The sequence below is a fragment of the Nocardioides pollutisoli genome (assembly GCF_040045055.1).
GTDB classification, from domain to species: Bacteria; Actinomycetota; Actinomycetes; order Propionibacteriales; family Nocardioidaceae; genus Nocardioides; species Nocardioides tweenelious.
Map to the genome: position 1 here is coordinate 1,359,475 of NZ_JBDZDU010000001.1, position 25,161 is coordinate 1,384,635.

The window sequence follows — 25,161 nt, forward strand, 5'->3', positions numbered from 1 at the left end:
ACTCGCCTAGAACGTCCCGTGCCGGCCCTCGCCGGACCCGAAGCGGGCGATCCCCTCGATCGCGTGCTCCAGCGACACGACGCCGTGCCGCAGCTCGCCCGCCATCGCCTCCTCCACGGCCAGACCCTCCTGCTCGAGCAGCGAGAGCCGGTCCTGGCGCAGGCACTCCTGGGGGAAGTCCGCCAGTGACCGGGCCAGCGCCTCGGCCTCGACACGCGCCTGGCCCGCTGGCACCACCCGGTTGACCAGTCCGATCCGCTCGGCCTCCCACGCGTCGACCGGTCGGCCCGTGAGGATCAGGTCCATCGCGCGGCTGGTGCCGATCAGCCGCGGCAGCCGGACCGTGCCGCCGTCGATCAGCGGCACTCCCCACCGTCGGCAGAAGACCCCGAGCACCGCGCCGTCAGCAGCCACGCGGAGGTCGCACCACGCGGCGAGCTCGAGCCCGCCGGCCACGGCGTACCCCTCGATCGCGGCGATCACCGGCTTCGACAGCCGCATCCGGGTCGGCCCCATCGGGCCGTCCCCGTCCTCGGTGACCTGGTTGCCGCGCTCGGTGCCGATCGCCTTCAGGTCGGCGCCCGCGCAGAACGTGCCGCCGTCGCCGTACAGCACGGCGACGGCCTGGGTCGGGTCGGCGTCGAAGGCGCGGAACGCCTCGACCAGGGCGACCGCGGTCGGCCCGTCGACCGCGTTGCGGGCCTCGGGCCGGTCGATGACGACGGTCGTGACCGCCCCGTCGACCTCGACCCGGACGCTCATCCGACGATCTCCGGGGCTCCGGCGCGGTGGCGCTTCGCGAGCTCCTGGTAGTACGGCGGGTTCTGCTCGACCCAGAACTCCGACGAGGTCCCCTCGATCGGCTTGGTCGGCTTCGCCGGGATGCCGGCGGCGACCATCCCACCCGGGATCTCGGTGCCGGGGGTGACGACCGATCCGGCGGCGACCAGGGTGCGCGGGCCGATCTTCGCGCCGTCGAGCAGCGTGGACCCGTTGCCGATCAGCGCCTGCTCACCGACCTCCGCGCAGTGGACGACGCAGCCGTGGCCGACGGTGGAGTTGCGGCCGACCACCAGGCTGGTGCCGGGCGCAGCGTGGAGCACCGAGTTGTCCTGGATGTTCGCGCCCTCGCCGATGACGATCGTGCAGATGTCGGCCCGCAGCACCGCGCCGTACCAGATGCTCGCACCGGCGCCGACGGTCACGTCGCCGATCAGGGTCGCGGTCGGAGCGACGAAGGCGTCGGGGTGGACGACGGGGCGCTTGCCCTCGAACTCGAAAAGAGGCATGGGGTCATTCCACACCCCTGGCCGGATGTCAGCGGACGCGGACCACCACCGGCTGCGCGCCGGGCGCGTGCAGCACGGCTCGGCCGGGATCGACGCCGCCGGGAAGCCGGAAGTGCCAGGTGACCCGGTTGCGCTTGTCGGCGTCAGCCGTGTCGAGGAGCCAGCGGTGACCGTCCTGGGTGATCCGCAGACGCACGTGCTTGCGCGGTGACGTCTCCTCGTACGTGCAGCCGTCGGGGGTGCAGACACCGACGTCGGCACAGCCCTTCTGGAAGTAGCGGCCCTGCACCGTCTCGTCGCTCGCCCGGTCGAGCACGACCGAGCCACCGCCGATCATGGGTCCGACGCACGAGGCATTCGCGGGAGCCGCGGCGTACGGCGTGACGGTGATCGCGAGCGGGGCGATGAGCAGGAGGGCCAGGCGCATGGGGGTGTGACGCGCCGCCGTCCGTCGAAGTTCCATCCGCGATCGAGTGGAAACGACGAAGGCCCCGGATCGAGATCCGGGGCCTTCGGCTGGCGGTGGCGGTGGGATTTGAACCCACGGTGGGTTTGACCCCACACAACATTTCGAGTGTTGCACCTTCGGCCGCTCGGACACGCCACCGCGCGGAAGATTACCGGAGGGGGTCGGCGGTCGAGAAATCGGTCAGGGCGTCCAGCCCGGATCGCGGCCGGTCGCGCCAGCCAGCCGGTCGAGGGCGGGGGCATCGGACGGGACCGCGACGGGCGGTCCGAAGGGGCCGCCGTCGGGAGCTCCCGCAGGCACCTCGAAGGACTGCGCGAAGGACAGGCTGGCCAGCACGGCCGCCGGGTCCGGGTCGTAGGCCTGCCCGGTGGCGCGGGCCAGGTCCCAGCCGTGCACGGTCACCTCGTCGAGCGCGACCAGGACCGCGATCTCCGCAGGCATCTCGATCGGACCGGCCATGGTGAGCCCGGCGTACGCCGCAGGGTCGCGCCACGCGTCGGCGAGCGCTGCCAGGTCGCGGGTGATCCGGTCGCGGAAGCCGGGCTCGAGCCGCGAGGCGTCACCGGACGCGTTGCCGCCGCCGGGCGCGGGCTCCTTGGTGGCCGCGCACCGGAAGGCGAGCGACAGCCCGCCGATGTGGTCGAGCAGGTCGCCGACGGTGTACGCCGGGCAGGGGGTCGGGTTGCCGAGCTGGTCGTCACGCACGCCGGCGACCAGCTCCGCGACGGCGGACGTGACGGGACCGAAGTCGATGATCTCCATGGGTCCTCCGACCGGGCTCGGCCGCAGGACTCATCGGTCACCCGATCGCGGGGATCGTCAGCGTCGACGGCCACAGTGGGCCGGTGCGGATGGTCAGCCCGGTGAGGCTCTTCGGCAGGGTCGGCGCGGTGGGGAGCAGGTGCGGGGCGTCGAAGGCCTGGATCGCGATCCGCAGCCGGTGGCCGGGCGCGATCTGAGCAGCTGTCGGGAAGATCTCGACGTCGACCGGCGCAACCTGACCGGACTCCAACGGCCGGACGGACGCCTTCGTGAAGGGGTGGTAGGGCTGGATCAGCTTGCCGTCGAGGTAGCGGCTGCGCTTCTTCTCCAGCGCTCGCATCGACACGACCTGCCAGCCGCCGGTGAGGCGGGTGACGGTGCCGTCGGGCGCCACGTCGGACACCGAGACCGACAGCATGCCGTCGCCGCTCGGGCTGGAGGTGAAGAGGTGGGCGTTGATCGGGCCGCGCAGGCGCACCGCGTGGGTCAGCGGGTCGGTCTGGAAGACGACGCCGGACTTGTCGTTGGGGGCGTTGTCGCTCCAGCACGGCAGGTCGGCGAGCGCGGCCTCGGGCAGCCCGGCGGTCCACTGGTTGGTGGAGCGGGTGCAGAGCCCGGAGACCGGGACCGGCGGGACGTAGGCGCGGCCGTCGACGGCCTGGCCGTCGGTCAGCACACCGATGCCGCCACCGGCCGCAGCGGAACCCGAGAGGTTGAAGGTCTCGGCGTGCTGGTCGCCCATCCAGTGCTGGGCGTGCGTCCAGTCGCCGCTGCCCTGCTCGTAGTAGGTGACCGGCGGGATGTCGGAGTCGAGCGTCGGGTCGGCGATGCCGCGCACGTAGCGGTCGAACCACCGCAGCTGCAGCTCACCGAGGCTGCCGTAGCCGGCCTGGTCGATGTCGGCGGCGGACGAACCCTCGAGGTGGTCCCACGGGCCGATGATGATCTTGGTCGGGACGTCGCGGCTCTGCAGGTTCTCGAAGAGCAGCGGGGTGCCGCGCTGGAAGATGTCGAACTCGCCGCTCACCAGGAAGGTCGGCACGGTCACCTTGTTGATGACCCGGTTGGGCGAACGGTCGCGGTAGAACGTGCCGTCGTACGCCTCGTCACCACCGGCGAGCGCCTTGAGCATCAGCGGGATCGTGAACGTCGCCGCCGCGGAGAGGTGGTCGATCAGCGCGCCGAACCCGGACTCCGGGTCGGTCGCGGTGACCGCCGGCGGGATCACGCCGGTGCCCGTGACCAGGCCGAGCCAGAGCGGGATGAACCCGACGTCGATGGCACCACCGGACGCGACGACGTCGCGGTAGACGTCGGCCGCGGGCACCTGCGGGAAGATCGCCTTGAGCCCCTTCGGCTGCGAGCCGGCGGCGAAGATCTGGCTCATGCCGAGGTACGACGGACCGCTCATGCCGATCTTGCCGTTGCTCCACGGCCGCTTGTGGGAGTGCGCCCACTCGACGATCTCGCCGGCGTCCTTGTCCTCGCGACGACTGAACGCGGCCCACTCGCCCTCCGAGCTGCCGGTGCCGCGGGCGTCGACGGTCAGCTGCGCGTAGCCACGCTGCACGAGGTAGCTCGGGCTGGGCCCGGTCAGCCCGCCGCTGACGCTGCCGGACGACTTGTTGTAGGCGGTGATCGTGACGATCACCGGGAACCGGCCCTGGACCACGTTGCCGTCGGCGTCGGCCGGGAGCTCGAGGTCGCCGCGCAGGACCACGCCGTCGTCCATCGGGATCGCGAGGTCCTTGCGGGTGACCGTCCCGGGGTAGTCGGCCGGGCGGGCCGTCCAGCCGCTCTTCGTGGTGGCCTTCGCAGCGGCCGGCGCGGCGTGGGCCGAGCCGCTGAGCGACGTCAGCACGGGCAGCGGCCCGATGAGAGCGCCGGCGACCAGGGCGGTGGCGACGCGGGCGAGGATCGTGTGGGTGCGGTTCACACGGGTGAAACGAGAACGTGTAACAGGGAGTTACGGCCCCACGACGAGGACGTGCAGGATCCGCGGCCCGTGGACGCCCTCGACCCGGTCGAGCTCGATGTCGCTGGTGGCCGACGGGCCACTGATCCAGGTGTGCGCGCGACTCGGGTCGAGCAGCGGCAGGGCGTCGGGAACGTCCTCGACCACCTGGTCGGTGCGCACGATGCAGACGTGCCGGTCGGGGACCAGCGAGATCGCGCGGCGGCCCTGGCCCGGCTGGTGGTCGAGCACGATCGTGCCGGTCTCGGCGATGCCGACGCGCGCCTCGGTCACGACCGCGTCGTAGGCGTCGAGCTCGTACGACGTGAAGCCGGCGTCCTCGTCGGCGCCGGGCACGACGACCGAGAGCCCGGCGGGTACGACGACCCGCGACCCGGCCGGGATGGCGGCGACCACCCGGTCGGCCAGCTCCGCAGCCGTGCAGCGCTCGACGACCGCCTTGTAGTCCTCAACCCGCTCGACGAAGTGGGCGACCACGTCGGCGACCGGGGTGATCCGAGGGGCCGACGGCACGGCGTACCCGCTCTCGACACCGGAGAGGGCCGACCGGACCTTGCCGAGGATGTCGTCGCGGGCGCTCACGACCGGCCCCCGTCGGTGCGCTTCCACCAGCGGCGGAAGGACTCCTTCGGCGCGGGCGGGAGGTCGCGGGTGGCGGTCCACTTCTTGGCGCCGACGCGACGGCCGATGCCGAGCCCGAGACGTGTGAACCGCTCGCCGAGCGCGAGCCGCCGGGAGTCGGAGAAGGCGAAGGTCGTGGCCTTCATCGCCGCGGCCTCGGGACTCGGCACCCCGCCCCGGTGGGCGTCGACGACCTGCGCGCGCAGGTCGACGAGCACCGAGGGGATGTCGATGAGGACCGGGCAGACCTCGAAGCAGGCGCCGCAGAGCGAGGACGCGTAGGGCAGCGAGTCGACCTGCTCGTCGGTGCCGGGACTGCGCAGCAGCGGGTTGAGGATCGCGCCGATCGGGCCGGGGTAGACCGAGCCGTAGGCGTGGCCGCCGGTGCGCTCGTAGACCGGGCAGACGTTGAGGCAGGCGGAGCAGCGGATGCAGCGCAGCGCCTGGCGGCCGACCTCGTCGGCGAGCGCGTTGGTGCGGCCGTTGTCGAGCAGGACGACGTGCACCTCCTGCGGTCCGTCGCCGGGCGTGACGCCCGACCAGGTGGACGTGTAGGGGTTCATCCGCTCGCCGGTCGAGGAGCGAGGAAGCAGGCGCAGCAAGGGATCCAGGCCGTCCCAGGTCGGGACGACCTTCTCGATGCCGACCACCGAGATCAGCACTTCGGGCAGGGTCAGGCACATCCGGCCGTTGCCCTCGGACTCGACCACGACCAGCGTCCCGGTCTCGGCGACCGCGAAGTTGGCGCCGGAGACTCCGACCTTCGCGCGCAGGAACTTCTCGCGCAGGTGCAGCCGGGCCGCGCTCGCGAGGGCACCCGGGTCGTCGGTCAGGTCCGCGGGTGCGGGCCGGCCGGCAGCCGCCATCTTGTCCAGGAAGATCTCGCGGATCTCCGACCGGTTGCGGTGGATCGCCGGCACCAGGATGTGGGAGGGCAGGTCGTCGCCGAGCTGGACGATCAGCTCGGCCAGGTCGGTCTCCCAGGCGGCGATCCCCTCCTCGGCCAGCGCCTCGTTGAGCCCGATCTCCTGGGTGACCATCGACTTGACCTTCACGACCTCGTCGACGCCGTGGTTCTTGGCCACCGACGCGACGATCGCGTTGGCCTCGGCCGCGTCGCGCGCCCAGTGGACGGTGGCGCCGTTGGCGGTCAGGGTCTCCTCGAGCCGCTCGAGGTAGGTGGCGAGGTCGACCAGCGCCGACTCCTTGACCGCGGCGCCCGACAGGCGCAGGGCCTCCCAGTCGGAGTTGGCGTTGACCTCGTCGACGAGCCGCTGCCGCTTGGCACGGATGGTGCCGGTGGCGTGCGCGAGGTTGTGGCGCAGCTGCGCGTTGCCGAGCGCCTCGTGCGCGGCGACGGGGAACGTCGGCATCCCCACGAAGGTGCCGCTCACTCGGTCGCCGCCAGGATCTCGGCGAGGTGCACGGTGCGTACGCCGGCCTGCTCGCGCATCATCAGACCGCCGACGTGGGTGAGGCAGGAGTTGTCGCCGGCGACCAGGACCTCGGCGCCGGTGTCGCGGACGTGGCGGACCTTGTCGGTGCCCATCGCGACGGAGGTGTCGGCGTTCTTGACCGCGAAGGTGCCCCCGAAGCCGCAGCACTGGTCGGCGTCCGGCAGGTCGAGGAGGGTCAGCCCGCGGACGGCCTCGAGCAGCCGCCGCGGCCGGTCGCCGACGCCGAGCATCCGCAGCGAGTGGCAGGTCGGGTGGTAGGTGACGGTGTGCGGGTAGTAGGCACCGACGTCGGTCACCCCGAGCACGTCGACGAGGAACTCGGACAGCTCGTAGACCTTCGGCGACGTCTCCGCGACGGCCACCTGGAGCGAGGCGTCACCGGAGCGACGGGCGACGATCGAGTGCTGGTGGCGGGCGCAGCCGGCGCACGACCCGGACGGGGCGACGACCGCGTCGTACCCCGCGAACGCGTCGACGAAGTTGCGCACCACCGGCACCGCCTCGTCCAGGTAGCCGGTGTTGACCATCGGCTGGGCGCAACAGGTCTGCCCCGCCGGGAACTCGACGTCGACGCCGAGCCGTCGCAGCAGCGTGACGACCGCCTTCCCGGTGTCCGGGTAGAGGGCGTCGTTGATGCAGGTGACCATCAACGCGACGCGCATGTCCCCCATCCTCACCCCAGTCGGGACGCGGCGGCATCCCAGTCCAGCCCGGAGCGGGGCTCGTAGCGGCGTACGTCGTGGGTGCGCCGGACCAGCGCGCGCATCGCGGCCAGGTCGGGCAGGTCGGCTCCGAGCGCACGCGCCTGCACCAGGCCGTTGCCGAGTGCAGCGGCCTCGGCCGGACCAGCCAGGACGGGTACGCCGAGGGCGTCGGCCGTGAGCTGGCAGAGCAGGGCGTTCTGGGAGCCACCACCGACGATGTGGACGACGTCGACGTCGCGGCCTGCCAGGGTCGCGGCCTGGCGGACCTGCTTGCGGTAGGCGAGCACCAGGCTGTCGAGGATGGTGCGGGTGATCGCGACCGGCGAGCGCGGGATCGGTTCCCCGGCCTCCTCGGCGAGCGCTTGGATGCGGGCCGGCATGTCGCCGGGGGTCAGCAGGCGCGGGTCGTCGATGTCGACGACCGTGCGCAGCGGCGGCGACTCCACCGCGCCCGCGAGCAGGGCCGGCAGCGTCGCGTCCCGGAGCCGCCGGTCCGACCACGTGCGCAGCGACTCGGAGAGGACCCAGAGGCCCATCACGTTCTTGAGGAAGCGGACGGTGCCGTCGACGCCGCCCTCGTTGGTGAAGTTGGCCGCGCGTGCCTCCTCCGAGAGCACCGGGGCGTCGAGCTCGAGCCCGACCAGCGACCAGGTGCCCGACGAGATGTAGGCGAAGCTCTCCTCGCCCGCCGGGACACCGACGACCGCGGAGGCGGTGTCGTGGGAGCCGACCGAGATGACGGGGACGTCCGCGCGCCCGACGTAATCTCCCACCTCGGGGAGCAGCGGTCCGACGACCGAGCCCGGGTCGCGCAGCGGCGGCAGGATCGCCCACGGCAGACCGAGGCGCTTGGCGAGGTCGAGCGACCACTCGCGCGAGCGGACGTCGTAGAGGCCGGTCGTCGAGGCGTTGGTGCGCTCGGCGCCGACCTCGCCCGTCAGCCAGTAGGACAGCAGGTCCGGCAGCAGCAGCAGCGTCTCGGCCGCCTCGAGCGCGGCCGTTCCCTGGGACGCGACCAGCTGGAAGACCGTGTTGAACGGCAGCAGCTGCAGCCCGGTCACGGCGTACAGCTCGGTGGCACTGACGGTCTCCAGCACCTGCTCGGGTACGCCGAGGGTGCGGGCGTCCCGGTGGGAGTAGGGGTTGCCGAGCAGCACGCCGTCGTGGTCGAGCAGGCCGTAGTCGACCGCCCACGAGTCGATGCCGATGCCGTCGAGGCGACCGGTGCGGGCGACCTCACGGATGCCGGCGAGCACCTCGCGGTGGATGCCGAGCGCGTCCCAGAAGAGCGAGCCGCGCACCGGCACCCCGCCGTTCGGGAAGCGGTGCATCTCCTCCAGGTGGAGCGTGCGCGCGCCGACGCGGCAGGCCATGACGCGACCGCTGGTCGCGCCCAGGTCGACCGCGGCGACGCGGATGGGCTCAGTCATCGCAGGAAGGCCGCCGCCACACCAGCGTCGACGGGCACGTGCAGTCCGGTGGTGTGCGTCATGTCGGGACCGCAGAGCACGAAGACCGCGTTGGCGATGTTCTCCGGCAGCACCTCGCGCTTGAGGATCGTGCGCTGCGCGTAGAACTTGCCGAGGTCCTGCTCCTTGACGCCGTAGACGGCGGCGCGGTTGGCGCCCCAGCCGCTGGCGAAGATGCCGGAGCCCTGGACGACGCCGTCGGGGTTGACGCCGTTGACCTTGACGCCGTGCTCACCGAGCTCGGCGGCGAGCAGCCGGACCTGGTGGGCCTGGTCGGCCTTGGTGGCGGAGTAGGCGATGTTGTTGGGCCCGGCGAAGACGGAGTTCTTCGACGAGATGTAGATGATGTCGCCGCCCATGCCCTGGTCGATGAGCACGCGGGCGGCGGCCTTCGAGACGAGGAACGAGCCCTTGGCCATCACGTCGTGCTGGAGGTCCCAGTCGGCCGCGGTGGTGTCGAGCAGGGACTTCGAGAGCGAGAGCCCGGCGTTGTTGACGACCAGGTCGAGACCGCCGAACGCGAGCACCGCAGCGTCGACCATCGCCTGCACGGCAGCCTCGTCGGACACGTCGGCGGCGACACCGATCGCGACGTCCGTGCCACCGATCTCGGCCGCGGCGGCCTGCGCCCTCTCCAGCGACAGGTCGGCGATGACGACGCAGGCACCCTCGGCGGCGAGGCGCTTGGCGGTGGCCTTGCCGATGCCACCGGCGGCGCCGGTCACGAGCGCGATCCGGGTCGCGAGCGGCTTGGGCTTCGGCATCCGCTGGAGCTTGGCCTCCTCGAGCGCCCAGTACTCGATGCGGAACTTCTCCGACTCGTCGATCGGTGCGTACGTCGAGAGGCCCTCGGCCCCGCGCATCACGTTGATCGCGTTGATGTAGAACTCGCCGGCGACGCGGGCGGTCTGCTTGTTGGCGCCGTACGAGAACATGCCGATGCCCGGCACCAGGATGATCAGCGGGTCGGCGCCGCGCATGGCGGGCGACCCCTTGACCTTGTTGCGGTCGTAGTAGCCGGCGTAGTCGGCGCGGTAGGCCTCGTGCAGCTCGGCGACGCGCGCCTTGACCTTCTCCAGGGGCGCGTCCGGCGGCAGGTCGAGCACCATCGGCTTGACCTTGGTCCGCAGGAAGTGGTCGGGGCACGACGTGCCGAGCTCGGCCAGGCGCGGGTGGTTGCGGCTGGCGAGGAAGTCGAGGACGACCTTGTCGTCGGTGAAGTGACCGACCATCGGCCGGTCCTGCGACGCGACGCCGCGGAGGGTCGCGCCGATCTCGGCGGCACGGGCACGCCGCTTGGCGGGGCTGAGCGGCTCCCACTTCTTGACCCGGGCGCCGAAGGGCAGCTTCTTGGCGTTGGCCTTGATGTACTTCTCGGCGGTGCGGATCATCCAGAGCGAGTTCTTCTCGCACTTCTCGCTGGTGTCACCCCAGGCGGTGATGCCGTGACCACCGAGGATGCAGCCGACCGCCTGCGGGTTCTGCTCCTTGATCGCGGCGATGTCGAGGCCGAGCTGGAAGCCCGGACGACGCCACGGCACCCAGACGACCTTGTCGCCGTAGATCTTCTGCGTGAGCTGCTCGCCGTCGACGGCGGTCGCGATCGCGATCCCGCTGTCGGGGTGCAGGTGGTCGACGTGGGCCGAGTCCACGAGCCCGTGCATCGCGGTGTCGATCGACGGAGCGGCACCGCCCTTGCCGTGCAGGCAGTAGTCGAACGCCGCGACCATCTCGTCCTCACGGGCGACGCCGGGGTAGACGTCGACGAGCGCGCGCATCCGGTCGAGGCGCAGAACGGCGAGGCCGGACTCCTGCAGCGTGCCGAGGTCACCGCCGGATCCCTTGACCCAGAGCAGCTCGACGTCCTGGCCGGTGACGGGGTCGGTCTCCGTGCCCTTGGCGGACGTGTTGCCCCCGGCGTAGTTGGTGTTCTTCGGGTCCGCGCCCAGTCGGTTGGACCGGGCGATCAGCTCCTGTGCGGTGCTCACTTCAGTTCCATCCTGCCTGCGTGCCGCCCACGCGGTCCGCTTCGATCTGCTCCTGGTAGCCGCTCTCGAGGAAGGCCCGCATCGGGTCGGCGGGCAGCCCCCGGCCCTCGCGCCAGGCGGCGAGGTCGGCGCGGACGTCGGTGTAGAAGGCGTCCATGAAGATCTCGTTGGCCAGCAGCACGTCGCCGGCCTCCTGGGCCTGGGTCAGCGCGTCGGTGTCGACGAGCAGCGCGCGGGCCGTCATCTCCTGCACGTTGAGCACCGACCGGATCTGGCCGGGGATCTTCTTCTCGATGTTGTGGCACTGGTCGAGCATGTAGGCGACGTCGCTGTCCGGTCCGAACGCTCCGCCGCGGATGCACTCGAAGAGGATCCGGAAGAGCTGGAACGGGTCGGCCGCGCCGACGATCAGGTCGTCGTCGGCGTAGAACCGGCTGTTGAAGTCGAAGGAACCGAGCTTCCCGAGCCGGATCAGCTGGGCGACGATGAACTCGATGTTGGTCCCCGGCGCGTGGTGACCGGTGTCGAGGCAGACGAACGCCTTGTCGCCGAGGGCGCTGACGTGGGCGTACGACGTGCCCCAGTCCGGGACGTCGGTGTGGTAGAACGCCGGCTCGAAGAACTTGTACTCGAGCACCAGTCGCTGCTCGTCGCCGATCTGCTCGTAGATCGTGGCGAGGCTCTCGGCGAGGCGGTCCTGACGGCCGCGCATGTCGCCCTGGCCCGGGTAGTTGGTGCCCTCGGCCAGCCAGATCTTCAGGTCGCGCGACCCGGTCGCGCCCATCACGTCGATGCAGGCGAGGTGGTGGTCGATCGCCTTCTGGCGGATCGCCTTGTCCGTGTGGGTCAGGGCGCCGAGCTTGTAGTCGTCGTCCTGGAACGTGTTGGAGTTGATCGTGCCGAGTCCGACGCCGAGGTCCTCGGCGTACCGGCGCAGGGCGGCGAAGTCGTCCACCAGGTCCCACGGGATGTGCAGCGACACCGTCGGCGCGAGGCCGGTGAACCGGTGCACCGTGGCGGCGTCGGCGATCTTCTCCTCGACGGTGCGCGGGGTGCCCGGGCTGCCGAACACCTTGAAGCGGGTCCCGGAGTTGCCGTAGGCCCAGGACGGGACCTCGATCGCCTGGCTCGCGAGGAGCGGCGCGATGTCGCTGAACGTCTTCATCTCACATCACTTCTTGGATACGTCGGTGGGGAGCTGGTCCTCGAGGTGGAAGACCTCCTCCAGGAGCAGGAAGCCTTCGTCGGGCGCGCGGCCGTCGATGCCGGTGAAGAACTCGGCCATCTCGGCCTGCCAGCGGGCGTTGACCTCGGTGCGGGCCATGGCTGCCTGGGCGTCCTCGATGGAGGTGGGCGTCTCGACGTAGCCGATCAACAGCCCGTCCTCGCGGAGGAACAGGGAGTAGTTGTGCCACCCGGTGTCGTGCAGGGCACGGACCATGTCGGGCCAGACCGCGGCGTGCCGGGTCTTGTACTCCTCGATCCGGTCCGGCCGGACCTGGAGCTGGAAACAGGCGCGAGGCATCGATCCGCTCCTTCCGGGACGTTGCGGGTGGTGGCGTGCGGGTGGTGGCGTGCGGGTGGGTGCTGCCGGCCGGCCCCGACGAGGTCGAGGTGCCGGGGCCGGACGGCAGCGGGTGGTGAGACGAGCGACGACTCAGAAGTCGAAGTCGTCGATGTTGGACTTGTCGTACGTGAAGGGCTCACCCAGGAGGACGACACCGTCGGCGCCGACCTTGAAGGAGCCGAGGTCGCCGGCCTCGAAGGAGTCACCCTCGGCGCCGGTGATGTCGCCGTCGACGAGTGCCTTGGCGGCGAAGGCGGCCAGGGTGCCCAGGTCGCCCGGGTTCCAGAGGGCGAACGCGGTGACGGTGCCGTCCTTGACGAACTCACGCATCTGGTTCGGGGTGCCGAGGCCGGTCAGCGCGACCTTGCCCTTGGCGTCCGAGGTCGAGAGGTAGCGAGCCGCTGCAGCGATGCCGACGGTGGTCGGCGAGATGATGCCCTTGAGGTTCGGGTGGGCCTGCAGGAGCGCGGCGGTCTTGTCGAAGGACGTCTGGTCGTCGTCGTCGCCGTAGACGGTGTCGACGAGCGTGATGTTCGGGTGGTTCTCCTCGAGGTCCTTCTTCATGAGGTCGATCCACGCGTTCTGGTTCGTCGCGTTGGCGGCGGCGGACAGGATCGCGACCTCGCCGGAGTCACCGATCTGGTCGGCGATCAGGTCGACCTGCTTCTTCGCGATGCCCTCGGAGGTGGCGGCCTGGACGTACAGGTCGCGGCAGTCCGGGTTGGTGTCGGAGTCGAACGTGACGATCTTGGTGCCGGCGTCACTGGCCTCGTTGAGGGCGTCGCAGAGGGCCTCGGGGTCGTTGGCCGACACGACCAGGGCGCTGACGCCCTGCTGGGCTGCGGTGTTGATGAACGGGACCTGGGCGTCCGGCGAGGCGGCGTCGGGGCCGACCTGCTCGTAGGTCCCACCGAACGACTCGACGGCCTTCTGGCCGGCCGCGTCGCTGATGTCGAAGTACGGGTTGCCGAGGTTCTTGGGCAGGAAGGTCACGGAGATGTCGCCGCTGGCGCTGCCACCGTCGCTGCCTCCGTCACTGCCGCCGTCGCTGTCGCTGCCGCAAGCGGTCAGGGCCAGGCCGGCGACCAGGGCCACCGCAGCCAGGGCGGAGATCCGCCGGTTACGCAACTTCATGGTGCTCACCTTTCGTTGGTGCTTTCTTGGGCAGCGACCGCTTGCCGGTGCTGGCCTGGTTCCGAGCTGGAGGGGCTGCTCCCACGACCTCGACGGGACCAGAGGCCCTTCATCCAGGAGAGGAGAGTCGTGGAGATCACCGAGAGCACGAGGAGTGCTCCGATCACGATGTTGATGACGTTGACGGTGTAGTTCTCGAGGCGCATGGCACTGGAGATGACGCCGATCAACATGACGCCGGCGATCACGCCGTGCAGAGCACCGCGGCCACCGAAGATGGAGACGCCGCCGAGGAGCACCGCCGCGATCACCTGGAGCTCCAGGCCCGTGGCGTTGTCGCCACGAGCGCTCCCGAAGCGCAGCGTGTAGTAGATGCCGGCGAACGCCGACACCACGCCCGCCATGACGAACAGCAGGAACTTGGTGCGGGCGACGTTGACCCCGGTGAAGTGCGCTGCCTCGTCGTTGAGCCCGATCTCGAAGACTCCGCGACCGAACGACGAGAAGTGGAGCAGCAGCGCGAACGCGATGGCCAGCACCACGAACGGGATCAGGATCATCGGGAAGGAGTGGCCCTCGACGATCCGCTCCTTGGCCAGGTCGGTCCACTTCTCCGGGAAGTCGGTGACCGCCTTGGTGCCGAGCAGGCCCACCGCGATGCCGCGGTAGAGCGCGAGCGTGCCGATGGTGACGGCCAGCGACGGGAGGCCGACGTACGCCACGAGGAAGCCGTTGAAGGCTCCGCACACGGCGCCGACCAGGATCGCGATCAGGCCGGCCACGGGGATCGACAGCCCGGCGTCGGCGTGGAGCTGGCCGACCAGCACGCTGCTCAGGCCCACGACGCTCGCGACCGAGAGGTCGATCTCGCCGGTGATGATCACCAGGGTCATGGGCAGGGAGATCAGCAGGATCGGCGCGATGTCGAGGAAGAGGTAGTAGAACGTCAGCGGGCCGTCGAAGAACTCGACGTTGGCGTTGGAGTAGAAGATCACGGCCACGAGGAGCGCGATCACCGCGAACTCGCGGGTGAAGAGCGCGCGGCGCCACAGCGGACGCGAGTACGCCGGGTAGCTGCGGGCCGAGCCTTCCGGGCGGCTCAGGATGGAGGTGCTCATCAGGACTCCCTCGTCTCGTCGCGGGCGGCGACCAGGCGGCGCTCTTGTCGGGCCGACAGCACCCGGTCGAGGACGACCGCCGCGATGATCAGCGCACCGACGACGGCGCGCTGCCAGAAGTCGGAGATGCCGACGACCGGCAGGGCCCGGTTGATGGTGACCAGCAGGAAGGCGCCGATCGCGGCGCCCCAGACGGTGCCGGAGCCGCCGAAGATGGCGACGCCACCGATGACCGCGGCGCCCACCGCCTGGAGCTCCATGCCGTAGCCGGCACCGGAGCTGACGGTGCCGTAGCGCGCGGCGTACACGACACCGGCGAGACCGGCGAGCGCACCGCAGAGCACGAACGCACCGAGCACCCGGCGCTTCACGGGGAGGCCGTAGAGGACGGCGGCGTCGGGGTCGGAGCCGATCGCGTAGAGTTCACGGCCGCCGCGGGCGGTGTAGAGGTAGTAGCCGACCAGGCCGAGCACGGCCAGGCCGATGATCGTCAGCACCGGGATCGTCAGGATCTGCTTGGTGCCGAGGTCGAGGAACGAGTGCGGCATGTCCGAGGCGTTGATCCGGCTGCTGCCGGCCCAGCTCAGGAAGATGCCGCGGTAGATGTAGAGCGTCCCGAGCGTGATCACCAGCGCCGGCACGTTGAAGAACGTGACCAGGAAGCCGTTGACGAAGCCGAGGAACGCGCCGAACGCCAGGCCGAGGACGAAGACCAGGACGATCGGGATGCCCGGGTGGTCGACGAAGAGGTTGCCGGTGAAGTACGCCGTGAGCCCCAGCGTCGAGCCGACGGAGAGGTCGACGTTGCGGGTGATGATCACGACGGCCTGACCGACGGCGAGCAGGAGCAGCAGCGACGGTGTGAGCAGCAGGTCGCGCCAGCCGTTGGAGCTGAAGAGGAAGTCGGGGCTCTTGAGCGTGGTCAGCGCGACCACCACGACCAGGACCGCGGCGACGGCGATCTCGCGGGAGCGCAGCAGGTCACCGACGATCCGCTTGGCGGGCGAGACGGTGCTCGGCTCGACGAGCAGGGTGTCGCTGCTCATGCCGTCACCTCCGGGGTGTCGAGGGGGGTGTCGAGGGGGGCGGCGTGGGTGACCCGTGCCGTCGCGGCGTGCATGACGGCCTCGGGCGTGGCGTCCTCGCGGGACAGCTCGGCGGTGATCCGGCCCTCGCAGACGACCAGGACGCGGTCGGCCATGCCGAGCACCTCGGGCAGCTCGGAGGAGATCATCAAGATCGCGAGACCCTCGCCGGCGAGGTCCGAGAGCAGGCGGTGCACCTCGGCCTTGGTGCCGACGTCGATGCCGCGGGTGGGCTCGTCGATGATCAGCAGCCTGGGCTGGGTGGCCAGCCACTTGGCCAGCACGACCTTCTGCTGGTTGCCGCCGCTCATCGTGGTGGCGGTGGCGTCGAGGGCGTTGGTCTTGACCTCGAGGCGCCCGGCCCAGGGACCGGCCGCCCGGTTCTCGTCGGCGTTGGTGAGCAGGCCGGCATGGGTCAGCCGGCCGCGGATCACGCCTGCGACGTTGCGAGCGACGGAGCTCTCGGTGACCAGGCCCTGCTTGCGGCGGTCCTCGGGGACGAACGCGATGCCGGCCTTGATCGCGGCCCGCGGCTTCTTGGGGGGTACGGCGGTCCCGGAGATGTGGACGGAGCCGGCGTCGTACCCGTCCACGCCGAAGACGGCGCGTGCGATCTCGCTGCGCCCGGCGCCGACGAGGCCGGCAAGTCCCACGATCTCGCCTGCGCGGACCGAGAAGGAGATGTCGTGGAAGGTGCCGGTCGACGACAGGCCGGCGACGTCGAGGACGACGTCGCCGATCTCGGCAGGGGTCTTCGGGAAGAGCTCGCCGACCTCGCGGCCGACCATCCGGGAGACGATCTGCTCGACGGAGGTCTCGGCGATCGAGTCCGTCGAGACGTACTCGCCGTCGCGCATCACCGTGACGGTGTCGCACAGGGCGAAGACCTCGTCGAAGCGGTGGGAGATGAAGACCAGGGCACGACCCTCGTCGCGGAGGCTGCGCGCGACGGCGAAGAGCCGGTCGACCTCCACGCCGCTCAGCGCGGCGGTCGGCTCGTCCATGACCAGGACGCTGGCGTCGAGCGAGATGGCCTTGGCGATCTCGATGATCTGCTGGTCGGCAATCGAGAGACCGCGGGCCGGACGACGCGGGTCGATCGCGACACCAAGGCGCTGGAAGAGACCGGCGGCCTCGGCGTACATCGCGGGCCGGTCGATGCGTCGGCCGCGGCCGACGGGCTGGCGGCCCATGAAGATGTTCTCCGTGACCGAGAGGTCGGGGAAGAGCGTCGGCTCCTGGTAGATGACCGCGACGCCGGCGGACTTGGACTCGGCGGTGGAGCCGAAGTCGACGTCCGCGCCGTGCAGGCGGAAGACGCCCGAGTCGCGACGGTGCACGCCGGCGACGATCTTGACCAGCGTCGACTTGCCGGCCCCGTTCTCACCGACGAGTGCGTGGATCGACCCGGGTGCGACGGCGAGGCTGCCCGAGCGCAGCGCGACGACCGACCCGAAGGACTTGGCCACGTCACGCAGCTCGAGGGCGACGGACGCCTCGGGTGCGGTTCCCGGCATCAGGACTCCTTCGATGTGAACAGAATTGAAAGGTTTCAATCTCGAACGCGCCCAACGTAGGTGACCGCCATCACAAGCGTCAACCGGTTCGCCGAAACTGGATGGAAACAATTCGGTCTCGATCGCCCGGCGCCAGCCTCGGCCAGCCCCTACTCTGTGCTTGATCGTTTCAGCGAGATCACCGGGAACGAGCGGGAGGAGGGTCATGGCGCGCAGCGCTTCGGTGAAGGACGTCGCAGCCGCGGCCGGCGTGTCCCTCGGCACCGTGTCCAACGTGCTCAACCGCCCGGACCGGGTCAGCCCCGACACCCGGGAACGGGTGCTGCGCGCGATGGCCGACCTCGGCTTCGTGCGCAACGAGTCGGCCCGTCAGCTGCGGGCCGGGAGCAGCCGCACGCTCGCCTACGTGATGCTCGACGCGAGCAACCCCTTCTTCACCGACGTCGCCCAGGGCATCGACACCGCGGCCGAGGCCGCCGACCTGTCGTTGGTGCTCTGCAACAGCCGCAACTCCGGCGACCGCGAGCAGGCCCACCTCGCCCTCCTCGAGCAGCAGCGGGTGCAGGGGATCCTGGTCACGCCGGTCGATCCCGACTCCGCCTCCCTGGACGAGGTCGCCCGTCGGGGGACCCCCGTGGTGGTGGTCGACCGGACCCGCGCCGACCAGTCCTTCTGCTCGGTCGCGGTCGACGACGTGCTCGGCGGCCGTCTGGCCATCGAGCACCTGGTCGAGCGCGGCCACACGCGGGTCGCCTACATCGGCGGACCGCCCGGGCTCGGTCAGGTCGAGGACCGGTGGCGCGGCGCCCAGGAGGCCTGGTCGGCGCTCGGCCGCCCGGGTGCCGACCTGGTCCAGCTCCCGACCACGGTCCTCTCGGTCGCCGAGGGTCGCGAGGCCGGCCAGCGCCTCGCCGGGCTTCCGGCGCGTCGCCGGCCGACGGCCGCGTTCTGCGCCAACGACCTGGTCGCGCTCGGGCTCCTCCAGCAGGCGATCGGCTCCGGGATCCGGGTCCCCGAGGAGCTGGCGATCGTGGGCTACGACGACATCGAGTTCGCCGCGGCGGCCGCCGTACCTCTCACCTCGGTGCGTCAGCCGCGCCAGCTGCTGGGGCGTACGGCGGCGGAGCTCGTGCTCGACGAGGCGACCAACGCCGAGCACACCCACCGGCAGGTGCTCTTCACCCCCGAGCTGGTCGCTCGGGCGTCGACCACGTCCTAGCGCTGGGCCCGGAAGAACTCCTCGAGCAGGGTCGTCGACTCGTCGGCCAGCACCCCGCTGACCACCTCGGGGCGGTGGTTGAGGCGGCGGTCGCGGACCACGTCCCAGAGGCTGCCGACGGCGCCGGCCTTGGGGTCGAAGGCGGCGAAGACCACGCGCTCGACCCGGCTGAGGACCGCGGCGCCGGCGCACATGGTGCAGGGCTCGAGCGTGACGACGAGGGTGTGGCCGTCGAGGCGCCACTCGCCGCGGGCGCGGGCGGCCTCGCGGAGCGCGACCACCTCGGCGTGGCCGGTCGGGTCGTGGTCGGCCTCGCGCACGTTGCGGCCGCGGCCCACCGTCGTACCGTCCGGCGCCAGCACCACGGCGCCGATCGGCACGTCGCCGGTGGCCAGCGCGGCGCGCGCCTCGTCGAAGGCCTCCCGCATGGGCGCCGTCCAGCGATCGGTGGTCACGCCGACGTGAGGCCGACCGCGTCGTCGAAGGCCTCGCCGAAACCGGCCCGGCGGGCGATGTCGGAGAGCATCTCGTCGGGGTAGAGGTCGAAGTCGTCGAGCAGGACGCCCATGTCCATGGCGTGCATGCCGAGGTCGCCGAGCAGGTCGAGGTCCCCGGCGGGGACCTGGTCGTCCTCGTCCTCGGGCATCGGGAGGCCGAGGAACTCCACGGCCGAGCTCGCGAGCTCCCACTCGTCGGCGGCGGTGATGTCGGAGAGGAGCACCCGGGTGGTCGCGCCGGCCACGCGCATGATGATGAAGAAGTCCTCGTCGATCGCGATCATCCCGACCGCGCCGCCGTCGCCGGGGAAGCGGCGCAGCGCGTGGGAGAGCGACGAGACGTCCTCGAGGACGTCGTGGGCGAGCTCCTGGACGGTCCAGACGCCTTCCTCGCGATAGGCCGCGAGAGCGAAGTCGATCCCGTCGATCTGGTCGGCCATGTCGCGTCCTCCGATCGGGTCGTCTACGTCAGGTCGCACACATCGCTTCCAGAGTGGCAGACCGGGCCCCAGGGGCCAACCCCTTTGCGGCTGGTCTCCACTAGGGTTTCGGCATGCGCACCCACGTCGTCGACCACCCCCTCGTCGCTCACAAGCTGACCGTCCTGCGCGACGAGCGGACCGACTCCCCGACGTTCCGCAGCCTCGCCGACGAGCTCGTCACCCTGCTGGCCTACGAGGCGACCCGCGACGTGCGCGTCGAGCCGGTCGACATCGTCACCCCGGTGTCCCCGACGACCGGCACCGCGCTGGCGCGTCCGCGTCCGCTGGTCGTGCCGATCCTGCGCGCGGGCCTGGGCATGCTCGACGGGATGATGCGGCTGCTGCCGACGGCCGAGGTCGGCTTCCTCGGCATGATCCGCAACGAGGAGACGCTGGAGGCCTCGACGTACGCCGAACGCCTCCCCGAGGACCTCCAGGGCCGCCAGTGCTACGTGCTCGACCCGATGCTGGCCACCGGCGGGACCCTCGCGGCGGCGATCAAGTTCCTCACCGACCGCGGCGCCGACGACATCACCGCGATCTGCCTGCTCGCCGCGCCGGAGGGCTGCGCGCGGCTCGAGAAGGACCTCGAGGGCCTCGACGTGCCCGTCACCGTCGTCACCGCCGCGATGGACGAGAAGCTCAACGAGAAGGGCTACATCGTCCCCGGTCTCGGCGACGCCGGCGACCGCCTCTACGGCGTGGTGGGCTGACTTCAGGCGTCCCGTCTGTCCCAGGAATACCCGGTTAACCGGGGAAACCTGGACTTATGGGGTTTGCAACACCCGAGAAGTTCAGGGATACCCGGTGAACCGGGTATTCCTGCTCCGCACTCCTCAGCCCGGGAAGATCTGCACCGTGCCCGTGGCGACGAGCACCATCAGGACCAGCACCAGGATGCCGAGCGCAAGGTAGGCCCACTCCTTGTTGACCCGGGTCTCGTCGGACTCGGGCGCGTCGTAGCGATGGCCGTCGGGGCGACCCAGGCGCTCGTCGTCGTCACTCATGCCCCGTCAACGACGCAGACCGCCCGGGGTCCCGGGCGATCTCCGACCCGCTCCGCGGGGTCCGTACGGTGGAGGGGTGACCGCAACGCCCCCACAACTGCCGGACGAGGACTTCCGCCGGTTCATGCTCGAGCACCGCTTCGGGATGGACGAGGTGGTCACCAAGCTCAACATCCTGCGTGACGAGTTCATGCACCTGCACGACTACAACCCGATCGAGAGCGTCACGTCGCGCCTGAAGTCGCCCGAGAGCCTGCTCGAGAAGATCCAGCGCAAGGGTCTGGTGCTCGACGAGCTCGACTCGTTCGACGAGGTGCGGGAGCGGGTGGTCGACATCGCGGGCGTCCGCGTCGTCTGCAGCTTCACGTCCGACGTCTACCGGGTCTTCGACGTCCTCGCCCAGCAGCCGGACGTGCGGATCGTCGAGGTCCGCGACTACATCATCGAGCCGAAGCCCAACGGCTACCGCAGCCTGCACGTGCTGTTCGAGGTGCCGGTCTTCCTCTCGGAAGGCCCGCGCCCGGTGCGGGTGGAGGTGCAGTTCCGGACCGTCGCGATGGACTTCTGGGCGAGTCTCGAGCACAAGATCTACTACAAGTACCGGCGCGACGTGCCCCCTGAGCTCCTCGCCGGCCTGCGGGACGCGGCCGCCACGGCGTACGCCCTCGACTCCGACATGGAGCGCCTGCACGAGGAGGTCCGCGGGCTGGACCCGCTGTCGACCGAGCTGGTCCACGAGCTCCAGGACGGCGGCCGCGGACCCGACGACTCGCTCGTCGACGCCCTGCGGAGGATCGGCAGCCAGCCGCCGAGCTCGAGCTCCTCGACGACCTCGTAGCGCGGCCGGCCGCGCGGACCCTCGCCGAGGTACGACGTGGTGAGGCTGCGGCGTTTCGAGACGGGCCTAGCGGCCCTCCTCAACCACCGCGGAGACGAACGCCCTCACCCGATCTGGGTGCCGAGGGCGGACCCGATGCCGTAGGTGACCGCCATCGCGAAGAGCCCGCCGGCGACGTTGCGGAGGACCGCACGGCGGGGGCTGCCGTAGCCGAACCGGGCGCTGGCCCAACCAGTGAGGGCAAGCGCGGCGACGACCGAGAGAACGGTCACCCAGAGCCGGATGGACGGCGGAGCGAGGGTCATCGTGAGCAACGGCAGCAGCGCACCGATCGTGAAGGACACGGTCGAGGCGAGAGCGGCGTTCCACGGGCTGGTGATGTCGTCGGGGTCGATGCCGAGCTCGGCCTCGGCGTGCGCACCGAGGGCGTCCTTCTCGGTCAGCGCGGTCGCGACCTCGAGGGCGAGCTCCTCGTCGAGCCCCTTGTCGACGTAGAGCCCGGCGAGCTCGGCGAGCTCCTCCTCGGGCTCGTCGCGCAGCTCGCGCCGCTCCTTCTCCAGCAGCGCCAGCTCGGAGTCGCGCTGGGTGCTGACCGAGACGTACTCCCCCGCCCCCATGCTCATCGCGCCGGCCGCGAGACCGGCGACTCCGGCGATCACGATCGCGGACCGGTTGCTGGTGGCCCCGAGTGCGCCGATCACGATGCCGGCCGTCGACACGATGCCGTCGTTGGCGCCGAGCACGGCGGCGCGCAGCCAGTTGAGCCGGTTGTTCAAGCCGGTCTGGTGCGGCTCGTCGTCGTGCGGCCCGACCGGCACGTCCAGGTCACTCAAGGTCATGCCTCGATCCAAGTCCTCAGGAGGCGGTGCACGCAACCAAGGCAAGGCTGCGCTCGCGGCCGGTGAGGCCGAGGGTTCCAGCGGTGATGCACGCGAGCGCGACGGCCAGCGAGAACCACGGGAAGATCGCCGCGAGGCCCCAGGTCGTGGCCGCCCACCCGGCGAGGATGGTCGGCACGATCATCGCGCTGTAGCCGAGCACGTAGTAGGCCGACATCACCTGCCCGCGCTGGTCGGCCGGCACCACGCTGCCGAGGTGGCGCAGCGAGCCGCCGAAGGCCAGCCCGAAGGACAGGCCCATGAGGACCGCGGCCGCGCCGACGAGTCCGGCGTGCCCGCTGTCGAGCGCCAGGACGCTGAAGCCGAGCGCCGCGGCCATGCCGAAGTCGCCGGTGATGGCAGCGCTCTTCGCGCCGTACCGACCGCTGAACGCCTGGCTGAGCGCTGCCGAGCCCGCCATCGCAGCGACCACTGCTCCGCCGAAGACCAGGCTGTGCACCCCGGTCGACTGGCCCGCGAAGGTGGGGAAGAGCGAGAGGTAGACACCCAGCACCGACCACGCGGCCATGATGCCGAGCACCGAGAACCGGAAGTCCGCCGCGATCGAGGCCGGTACGTGCGGCCGGGTGAGGTGGAGCCGGCCCGACGCCCGGCCGGTCCGGCCGGCGTGGGGCTCGATCATCGCGACCAGGCCGAGCAGGAGGGCGAGCACGACCACCGCGACGGCGGCGTACGGCGCGACGTAGGGGTGCGGCGCGAACTGCGCCAGCAGGGACGCAGCGAGGATGGTCGTGGCGATGCCGATGTTGAGCATGATCCCGGTCAGGTGCCCGGTGCGCGCTCCTCGTGAGGGCCGCAGGTCCAGCAGCGCGGCGCTGCCGACGACGACCGCGGTGCCGACCGAGGCGCCGTGCAGGATCCGCGCGACGAAGAGCGCGGCGACTCCGTTCGCGGTCATGAAGACCACGAGGCCGGCGATCATCCCGACCGCGGCACCGATGAGCAGCGGCTTGCGGCCGTACTTGTCCGACGCCTGGCCGGCCATCAGGACCGCGCCGAGCGCGGCGACGGCGTACGCCGCGAAGACCAGGGTGGTCGTGATCGGGGCCAGCTGCCAGCGCTGCTCGTAGAGGCCGTAGAGCGGCGCCGGGGCACCGGAGACGCCCATGGCCGCGGCGAGGAGGGCGATGAGGAGCGGATAGGCCCACCGCTGGCCGGTGGTGTGGTCCGCCTGCGGAGTCTGCTGCGTCACGATCGTGCTCATCTCGTCCTCCTGGGTGCTAAGTTCGACGTAGATCGAACAGCACTCACCGTAGGACGCGGTTCGATGTTTATCAAACCGATGTGAGGAGGAGCACGTGACTGACACTGCGGAGACCACCGAGGTCGGCACGCTCCAGGAGGTGCTCGCCGCACTCTCCGACCCGGTGCGCCTCGAGATGGTCCGGCGCATGCACGCCGAGGGCGGGCCCGCGCCCTGCGCCCGGCTCTACGACGAGGTGAGCAAGTCGACCGCGAGCCACCACTTCAAGATCCTGCGCGAGGCGGGCGTGACGAACCGCAGCGTGATCGGCGGGCAGACCCACCAGGAGCTGCGCCTCGACGATGTCGAGGCGACGTACCCCGGGGTGCTCAGCTCGATTCTCGCGGCTCCGGCTCGCTGACCCGCTTCGGCATCAGCAGGCCCACCCCGAGCAGGGCGACCGCGGTGATCGCCGACGCGATGAAGACGTCGTGGATCGCGGGATGCAGGATGTCGGCGGTCAGGCTCGAGACGTCGGGGACGCCTCGACCCAGTCGCTGCGCGACCTCGTGGTTGACGATCGCGCCGAAGACGGCGACACCGACGGCACTGCCGACGGAGCGGGCGAACATCGTCGACCCCGTGGCCACGCCGCGGTGCTGCCAGGTGACCGCGGTCTGCGCGGCGACGATCGACGGGCTGGCGATCAGACCGAAGCCCAGGCCCATCACGAAGGACGGCAGGGCCAGCAGGATGAAGGGGCTGCCGGGACCGATCAGCAGCAGCAGCGCGGTGCCGGCCGCACCGATCGCGCCGCCGATGAGCATCGTCGCGCGGAAGCCGATCGACAGGTAGAGCCGCCCGGAGTTGGACGCAGCGATCGGCCAGCCCAGCGTCATCGCGGCGAGCGCGAAGCCCGACACGACCGCGCCGTACCCGAGCACGCTCTGCGCGTAGAGCGGGATGTACGTCGTGAGGCCCATCATCAGCACGCCGACGACGAGCGAGGTGGCCATCGCCGCCACGACGACGCGGTGCTGGAAGAGCCACAGCGGCAGCACCGGCTCGACCGCCCGGCGCTCGACGAGCACGAAGCCGACCAGCAGGACCGCGGCCACCACGAAGAGCACGATGCTGGTGGGCGAGTCCCACTCCCAGCGCACGCCGCCCTCGAGCAGGCCCAGCAGGAGCAGGATCGCGCCGCCGGTCAGCAGCGCCGACCCGGCGTGGTCGATGCGGTGCGAGCGACGCTCGACCTTCTCGTCGAAGTTGCGCCAGATCATGAACGCCGCGAGCACGCCGAGCGGAAGGTTGACCAGGAAGATCCAGCGCCAGGACAGGTAGTCGGCGAAGACGCCGCCGAGCGTCGGCCCGATCACGGCCGACAGCGCCCACACGGACGCGACGTACCCCTGGACCTTGGCGCGCTCCTCGAGCGTGTAGATGTCGCCGACGATCGTCATGCTCATCGGCTGCACCGCGCCGGCACCGAGGCCCTGGACGGCTCGGAAGGCGATCAGCGCGGGCATGCTCCAGGCGACGCCGCAGAGCAGCGAGCCGAGCACGAAGAGGCCGATCCCGGCGAGCATGACCGGCTTGCGGCCGTACTGGTCGGCGAGCTTGGAGTAGACCGGCACGGTCACGGCCTGCGCGAGCAGGTAGATCGAGAAGAGCCACGGGAAGGACGTGAACCCGCCGAGGTCGTCGACGACGGCCGGGACCGCGGTCGCGAGGATCGTCGAGTCGATCGCGACGAGGCCGAGACTGAGCATGACGGCGAGGAGGATCGGCCCCCGCTCGCTGCGCAGGCCGACACTGGCTCGGGTGATCTCGGTCTCGGTCACGTGGAGCGGCAACCGCCGGACACCGACAGATGTTCCC

The 25,161-nt window shown here is 70.9% G+C and carries 26 protein-coding genes and 1 tRNA gene; 4 read left to right on the top strand and 23 right to left on the bottom strand.

Going from position 1 to position 25,161, the window contains the following annotated elements:
* Positions 1-6 precede the first annotated feature (6 nt).
* From ABLE68_RS06690 to ABLE68_RS06770, 17 genes are all read right to left on the bottom strand, one after another.
* Positions 7-762 carry a crotonase/enoyl-CoA hydratase family protein gene (locus tag ABLE68_RS06690; protein ID WP_348870536.1) on the bottom strand — a complete coding sequence of 252 codons (756 nt, stop codon included), beginning with the start codon at positions 760-762 and terminating at the stop codon, positions 7-9.
* Positions 759-1,289 carry a gamma carbonic anhydrase family protein gene (locus ABLE68_RS06695; RefSeq protein WP_348870537.1) on the bottom strand — a complete coding sequence of 177 codons (531 nt, stop codon included), beginning with the start codon at positions 1,287-1,289 and terminating at the stop codon, positions 759-761. Before ABLE68_RS06695 ends, ABLE68_RS06690 begins: the two co-directional genes overlap by 4 nt.
* A 28-nt stretch (positions 1,290-1,317) precedes the next feature.
* On the bottom strand, positions 1,318-1,716 hold the full coding sequence (locus tag ABLE68_RS06700) for a hypothetical protein (RefSeq protein WP_348870538.1): 399 nt from the start codon (positions 1,714-1,716) through the stop codon (positions 1,318-1,320).
* 90 nt (positions 1,717-1,806) lie between these two features.
* Positions 1,807-1,896: transfer RNA gene (locus tag ABLE68_RS06705), tRNA-Ser, on the bottom strand.
* 42 nt (positions 1,897-1,938) lie between these two features.
* The gene (locus ABLE68_RS06710; RefSeq protein ID WP_348870539.1) at positions 1,939-2,520 is read right to left on the bottom strand and encodes a TIGR03086 family metal-binding protein; all 582 of its coding nucleotides are present in this window, start codon (positions 2,518-2,520) and stop codon (positions 1,939-1,941) included.
* 37 nt (positions 2,521-2,557) lie between these two features.
* Positions 2,558-4,456: a CocE/NonD family hydrolase gene (locus ABLE68_RS06715; RefSeq protein ID WP_348870540.1), complete on the bottom strand. Its 1,899-nt coding sequence runs from the start codon at positions 4,454-4,456 to the stop codon at positions 2,558-2,560.
* A 30-nt stretch (positions 4,457-4,486) separates the two neighbouring features.
* Positions 4,487-5,077: a LutC/YkgG family protein gene (locus ABLE68_RS06720; protein WP_348870541.1), complete on the bottom strand. Its 591-nt coding sequence runs from the start codon at positions 5,075-5,077 to the stop codon at positions 4,487-4,489.
* Entirely contained in the window at positions 5,074-6,489 is a 1,416-nt protein-coding gene (locus ABLE68_RS06725) for a lactate utilization protein B (protein WP_348870542.1), read from the bottom strand. Before ABLE68_RS06725 ends, ABLE68_RS06720 begins: the two co-directional genes overlap by 4 nt.
* Positions 6,490-6,506: 17 nt before the next feature.
* The gene (locus tag ABLE68_RS06730; protein ID WP_348870543.1) at positions 6,507-7,235 is read right to left on the bottom strand and encodes a (Fe-S)-binding protein; all 729 of its coding nucleotides are present in this window, start codon (positions 7,233-7,235) and stop codon (positions 6,507-6,509) included.
* An 11-nt stretch (positions 7,236-7,246) separates the two neighbouring features.
* On the bottom strand, positions 7,247-8,707 hold the full coding sequence (locus ABLE68_RS06735) for a rhamnulokinase (protein WP_348870544.1): 1,461 nt from the start codon (positions 8,705-8,707) through the stop codon (positions 7,247-7,249).
* A complete protein-coding gene (locus tag ABLE68_RS06740; protein ID WP_348870545.1) occupies positions 8,704-10,734 on the bottom strand; it encodes a bifunctional aldolase/short-chain dehydrogenase in 2,031 nt (676 codons plus the stop codon). Before ABLE68_RS06740 ends, ABLE68_RS06735 begins: the two co-directional genes overlap by 4 nt.
* Position 10,735: 1 nt before the next feature.
* Positions 10,736-11,899 (bottom strand): L-rhamnose isomerase, encoded by a 1,164-nt coding sequence (rhaI, locus tag ABLE68_RS06745; RefSeq protein WP_348870546.1) that lies wholly within the window; start codon positions 11,897-11,899, stop codon positions 10,736-10,738.
* 6 nt (positions 11,900-11,905) lie between these two features.
* The gene (locus ABLE68_RS06750; protein ID WP_348870547.1) at positions 11,906-12,259 is read right to left on the bottom strand and encodes an L-rhamnose mutarotase; all 354 of its coding nucleotides are present in this window, start codon (positions 12,257-12,259) and stop codon (positions 11,906-11,908) included.
* 132 nt (positions 12,260-12,391) lie between these two features.
* Entirely contained in the window at positions 12,392-13,435 is a 1,044-nt protein-coding gene (gene rhaS, locus ABLE68_RS06755) for a rhamnose ABC transporter substrate-binding protein (protein WP_348870548.1), read from the bottom strand.
* A gap of 5 nt (positions 13,436-13,440) precedes the next feature.
* Positions 13,441-14,553, bottom strand: coding sequence for an ABC transporter permease (locus ABLE68_RS06760; RefSeq protein WP_348870549.1), 1,113 nt, complete (start codon positions 14,551-14,553; stop codon positions 13,441-13,443).
* Entirely contained in the window at positions 14,553-15,599 is a 1,047-nt protein-coding gene (locus ABLE68_RS06765) for an ABC transporter permease (RefSeq protein WP_348870550.1), read from the bottom strand. The genes ABLE68_RS06760 and ABLE68_RS06765 overlap by 1 nt, the downstream gene beginning before the upstream one ends.
* Positions 15,596-17,155 (bottom strand): sugar ABC transporter ATP-binding protein, encoded by a 1,560-nt coding sequence (locus ABLE68_RS06770; RefSeq protein WP_348870551.1) that lies wholly within the window; start codon positions 17,153-17,155, stop codon positions 15,596-15,598. Before ABLE68_RS06770 ends, ABLE68_RS06765 begins: the two co-directional genes overlap by 4 nt.
* Before the next feature lie 205 nt (positions 17,156-17,360).
* On the opposite strand from ABLE68_RS06770, the gene ABLE68_RS06775 reads away from it, so the two are divergent.
* Complete coding sequence (locus ABLE68_RS06775) at positions 17,361-18,374, top strand: LacI family DNA-binding transcriptional regulator (RefSeq protein WP_348870552.1); 1,014 nt, start codon at positions 17,361-17,363, stop codon at positions 18,372-18,374.
* On the opposite strand, the gene ABLE68_RS06780 is transcribed toward ABLE68_RS06775, so the two are convergent.
* Both ABLE68_RS06780 and ABLE68_RS06785 read right to left on the bottom strand, forming a co-directional pair.
* A complete protein-coding gene (locus ABLE68_RS06780) occupies positions 18,371-18,802 on the bottom strand; it encodes a nucleoside deaminase (RefSeq protein WP_348873235.1) in 432 nt (143 codons plus the stop codon). The genes ABLE68_RS06775 and ABLE68_RS06780 overlap by 4 nt on opposite strands.
* A 23-nt stretch (positions 18,803-18,825) precedes the next feature.
* Complete coding sequence (locus ABLE68_RS06785) at positions 18,826-19,311, bottom strand: tRNA adenosine deaminase-associated protein (RefSeq protein WP_348870553.1); 486 nt, start codon at positions 19,309-19,311, stop codon at positions 18,826-18,828.
* A 113-nt stretch (positions 19,312-19,424) separates the two neighbouring features.
* On the opposite strand from ABLE68_RS06785, the gene upp reads away from it, so the two are divergent.
* A complete protein-coding gene (gene upp / locus ABLE68_RS06790; protein ID WP_348870554.1) occupies positions 19,425-20,066 on the top strand; it encodes a uracil phosphoribosyltransferase in 642 nt (213 codons plus the stop codon).
* 123 nt (positions 20,067-20,189) lie between these two features.
* On the opposite strand, the gene ABLE68_RS06795 is transcribed toward upp, so the two are convergent.
* A complete protein-coding gene (locus ABLE68_RS06795; RefSeq protein ID WP_348870555.1) occupies positions 20,190-20,360 on the bottom strand; it encodes a hypothetical protein in 171 nt (56 codons plus the stop codon).
* A gap of 76 nt (positions 20,361-20,436) precedes the next feature.
* Between ABLE68_RS06795 and ABLE68_RS06800 the strand changes: the two genes are divergently transcribed.
* A complete protein-coding gene (locus ABLE68_RS06800; protein ID WP_348870556.1) occupies positions 20,437-21,198 on the top strand; it encodes a GTP pyrophosphokinase in 762 nt (253 codons plus the stop codon).
* A gap of 104 nt (positions 21,199-21,302) precedes the next feature.
* On the opposite strand, the gene ABLE68_RS06805 is transcribed toward ABLE68_RS06800, so the two are convergent.
* A complete protein-coding gene (locus ABLE68_RS06805) occupies positions 21,303-22,037 on the bottom strand; it encodes a VIT1/CCC1 transporter family protein (RefSeq protein WP_348870557.1) in 735 nt (244 codons plus the stop codon).
* Between the two features lie 16 nt (positions 22,038-22,053).
* Positions 22,054-23,301 (bottom strand): MFS transporter, encoded by a 1,248-nt coding sequence (locus ABLE68_RS06810; RefSeq protein ID WP_348870558.1) that lies wholly within the window; start codon positions 23,299-23,301, stop codon positions 22,054-22,056.
* Between the two features lie 94 nt (positions 23,302-23,395).
* On the opposite strand from ABLE68_RS06810, the gene ABLE68_RS06815 reads away from it, so the two are divergent.
* Positions 23,396-23,701 carry an ArsR/SmtB family transcription factor gene (locus tag ABLE68_RS06815; protein ID WP_348870559.1) on the top strand — a complete coding sequence of 102 codons (306 nt, stop codon included), beginning with the start codon at positions 23,396-23,398 and terminating at the stop codon, positions 23,699-23,701.
* Here the strand turns inward: ABLE68_RS06815 and ABLE68_RS06820 are convergent.
* Positions 23,670-25,124 carry an MDR family MFS transporter gene (locus ABLE68_RS06820; RefSeq protein ID WP_348870560.1) on the bottom strand — a complete coding sequence of 485 codons (1,455 nt, stop codon included), beginning with the start codon at positions 25,122-25,124 and terminating at the stop codon, positions 23,670-23,672. The genes ABLE68_RS06815 and ABLE68_RS06820 overlap by 32 nt on opposite strands.
* Positions 25,125-25,161: the final 37 nt, after the last annotated feature.

What these genes read in the sequence shown, in the direction of transcription:
- ABLE68_RS06690 (WP_348870536.1), bottom strand. Translation starts at nt 762, where the DNA reads ATGAGCGTCCGGGTCGAGGTCGACGGGGCGGTCACGACCGTCGTCATC.
- upp (WP_348870554.1), top strand. Translation starts at nt 19,425, where the DNA reads ATGCGCACCCACGTCGTCGACCACCCCCTCGTCGCTCACAAGCTGACC.
- ABLE68_RS06695 (WP_348870537.1), bottom strand. Translation starts at nt 1,289, where the DNA reads ATGCCTCTTTTCGAGTTCGAGGGCAAGCGCCCCGTCGTCCACCCCGAC.
- ABLE68_RS06750 (WP_348870547.1), bottom strand. Translation starts at nt 12,259, where the DNA reads ATGCCTCGCGCCTGTTTCCAGCTCCAGGTCCGGCCGGACCGGATCGAG.
- ABLE68_RS06805 (WP_348870557.1), bottom strand. Translation starts at nt 22,037, where the DNA reads ATGACCTTGAGTGACCTGGACGTGCCGGTCGGGCCGCACGACGACGAG.
- rhaI (WP_348870546.1), bottom strand. Translation starts at nt 11,899, where the DNA reads ATGAAGACGTTCAGCGACATCGCGCCGCTCCTCGCGAGCCAGGCGATC.
- ABLE68_RS06785 (WP_348870553.1), bottom strand. Translation starts at nt 19,311, where the DNA reads ATGGCCGACCAGATCGACGGGATCGACTTCGCTCTCGCGGCCTATCGC.
- rhaS (WP_348870548.1), bottom strand. Translation starts at nt 13,435, where the DNA reads ATGAAGTTGCGTAACCGGCGGATCTCCGCCCTGGCTGCGGTGGCCCTG.
- ABLE68_RS06760 (WP_348870549.1), bottom strand. Translation starts at nt 14,553, where the DNA reads ATGAGCACCTCCATCCTGAGCCGCCCGGAAGGCTCGGCCCGCAGCTAC.
- ABLE68_RS06770 (WP_348870551.1), bottom strand. Translation starts at nt 17,155, where the DNA reads ATGCCGGGAACCGCACCCGAGGCGTCCGTCGCCCTCGAGCTGCGTGAC.
- ABLE68_RS06765 (WP_348870550.1), bottom strand. Translation starts at nt 15,599, where the DNA reads ATGAGCAGCGACACCCTGCTCGTCGAGCCGAGCACCGTCTCGCCCGCC.
- ABLE68_RS06810 (WP_348870558.1), bottom strand. Translation starts at nt 23,301, where the DNA reads ATGAGCACGATCGTGACGCAGCAGACTCCGCAGGCGGACCACACCACC.
- ABLE68_RS06730 (WP_348870543.1), bottom strand. Translation starts at nt 7,235, where the DNA reads ATGCGCGTCGCGTTGATGGTCACCTGCATCAACGACGCCCTCTACCCG.
- ABLE68_RS06775 (WP_348870552.1), top strand. Translation starts at nt 17,361, where the DNA reads ATGGCGCGCAGCGCTTCGGTGAAGGACGTCGCAGCCGCGGCCGGCGTG.
- ABLE68_RS06735 (WP_348870544.1), bottom strand. Translation starts at nt 8,707, where the DNA reads ATGACTGAGCCCATCCGCGTCGCCGCGGTCGACCTGGGCGCGACCAGC.
- ABLE68_RS06700 (WP_348870538.1), bottom strand. Translation starts at nt 1,716, where the DNA reads ATGCGCCTGGCCCTCCTGCTCATCGCCCCGCTCGCGATCACCGTCACG.
- ABLE68_RS06795 (WP_348870555.1), bottom strand. Translation starts at nt 20,360, where the DNA reads ATGAGTGACGACGACGAGCGCCTGGGTCGCCCCGACGGCCATCGCTAC.
- ABLE68_RS06710 (WP_348870539.1), bottom strand. Translation starts at nt 2,520, where the DNA reads ATGGAGATCATCGACTTCGGTCCCGTCACGTCCGCCGTCGCGGAGCTG.
- ABLE68_RS06780 (WP_348873235.1), bottom strand. Translation starts at nt 18,802, where the DNA reads ATGCGGGAGGCCTTCGACGAGGCGCGCGCCGCGCTGGCCACCGGCGAC.
- ABLE68_RS06725 (WP_348870542.1), bottom strand. Translation starts at nt 6,489, where the DNA reads ATGCCGACGTTCCCCGTCGCCGCGCACGAGGCGCTCGGCAACGCGCAG.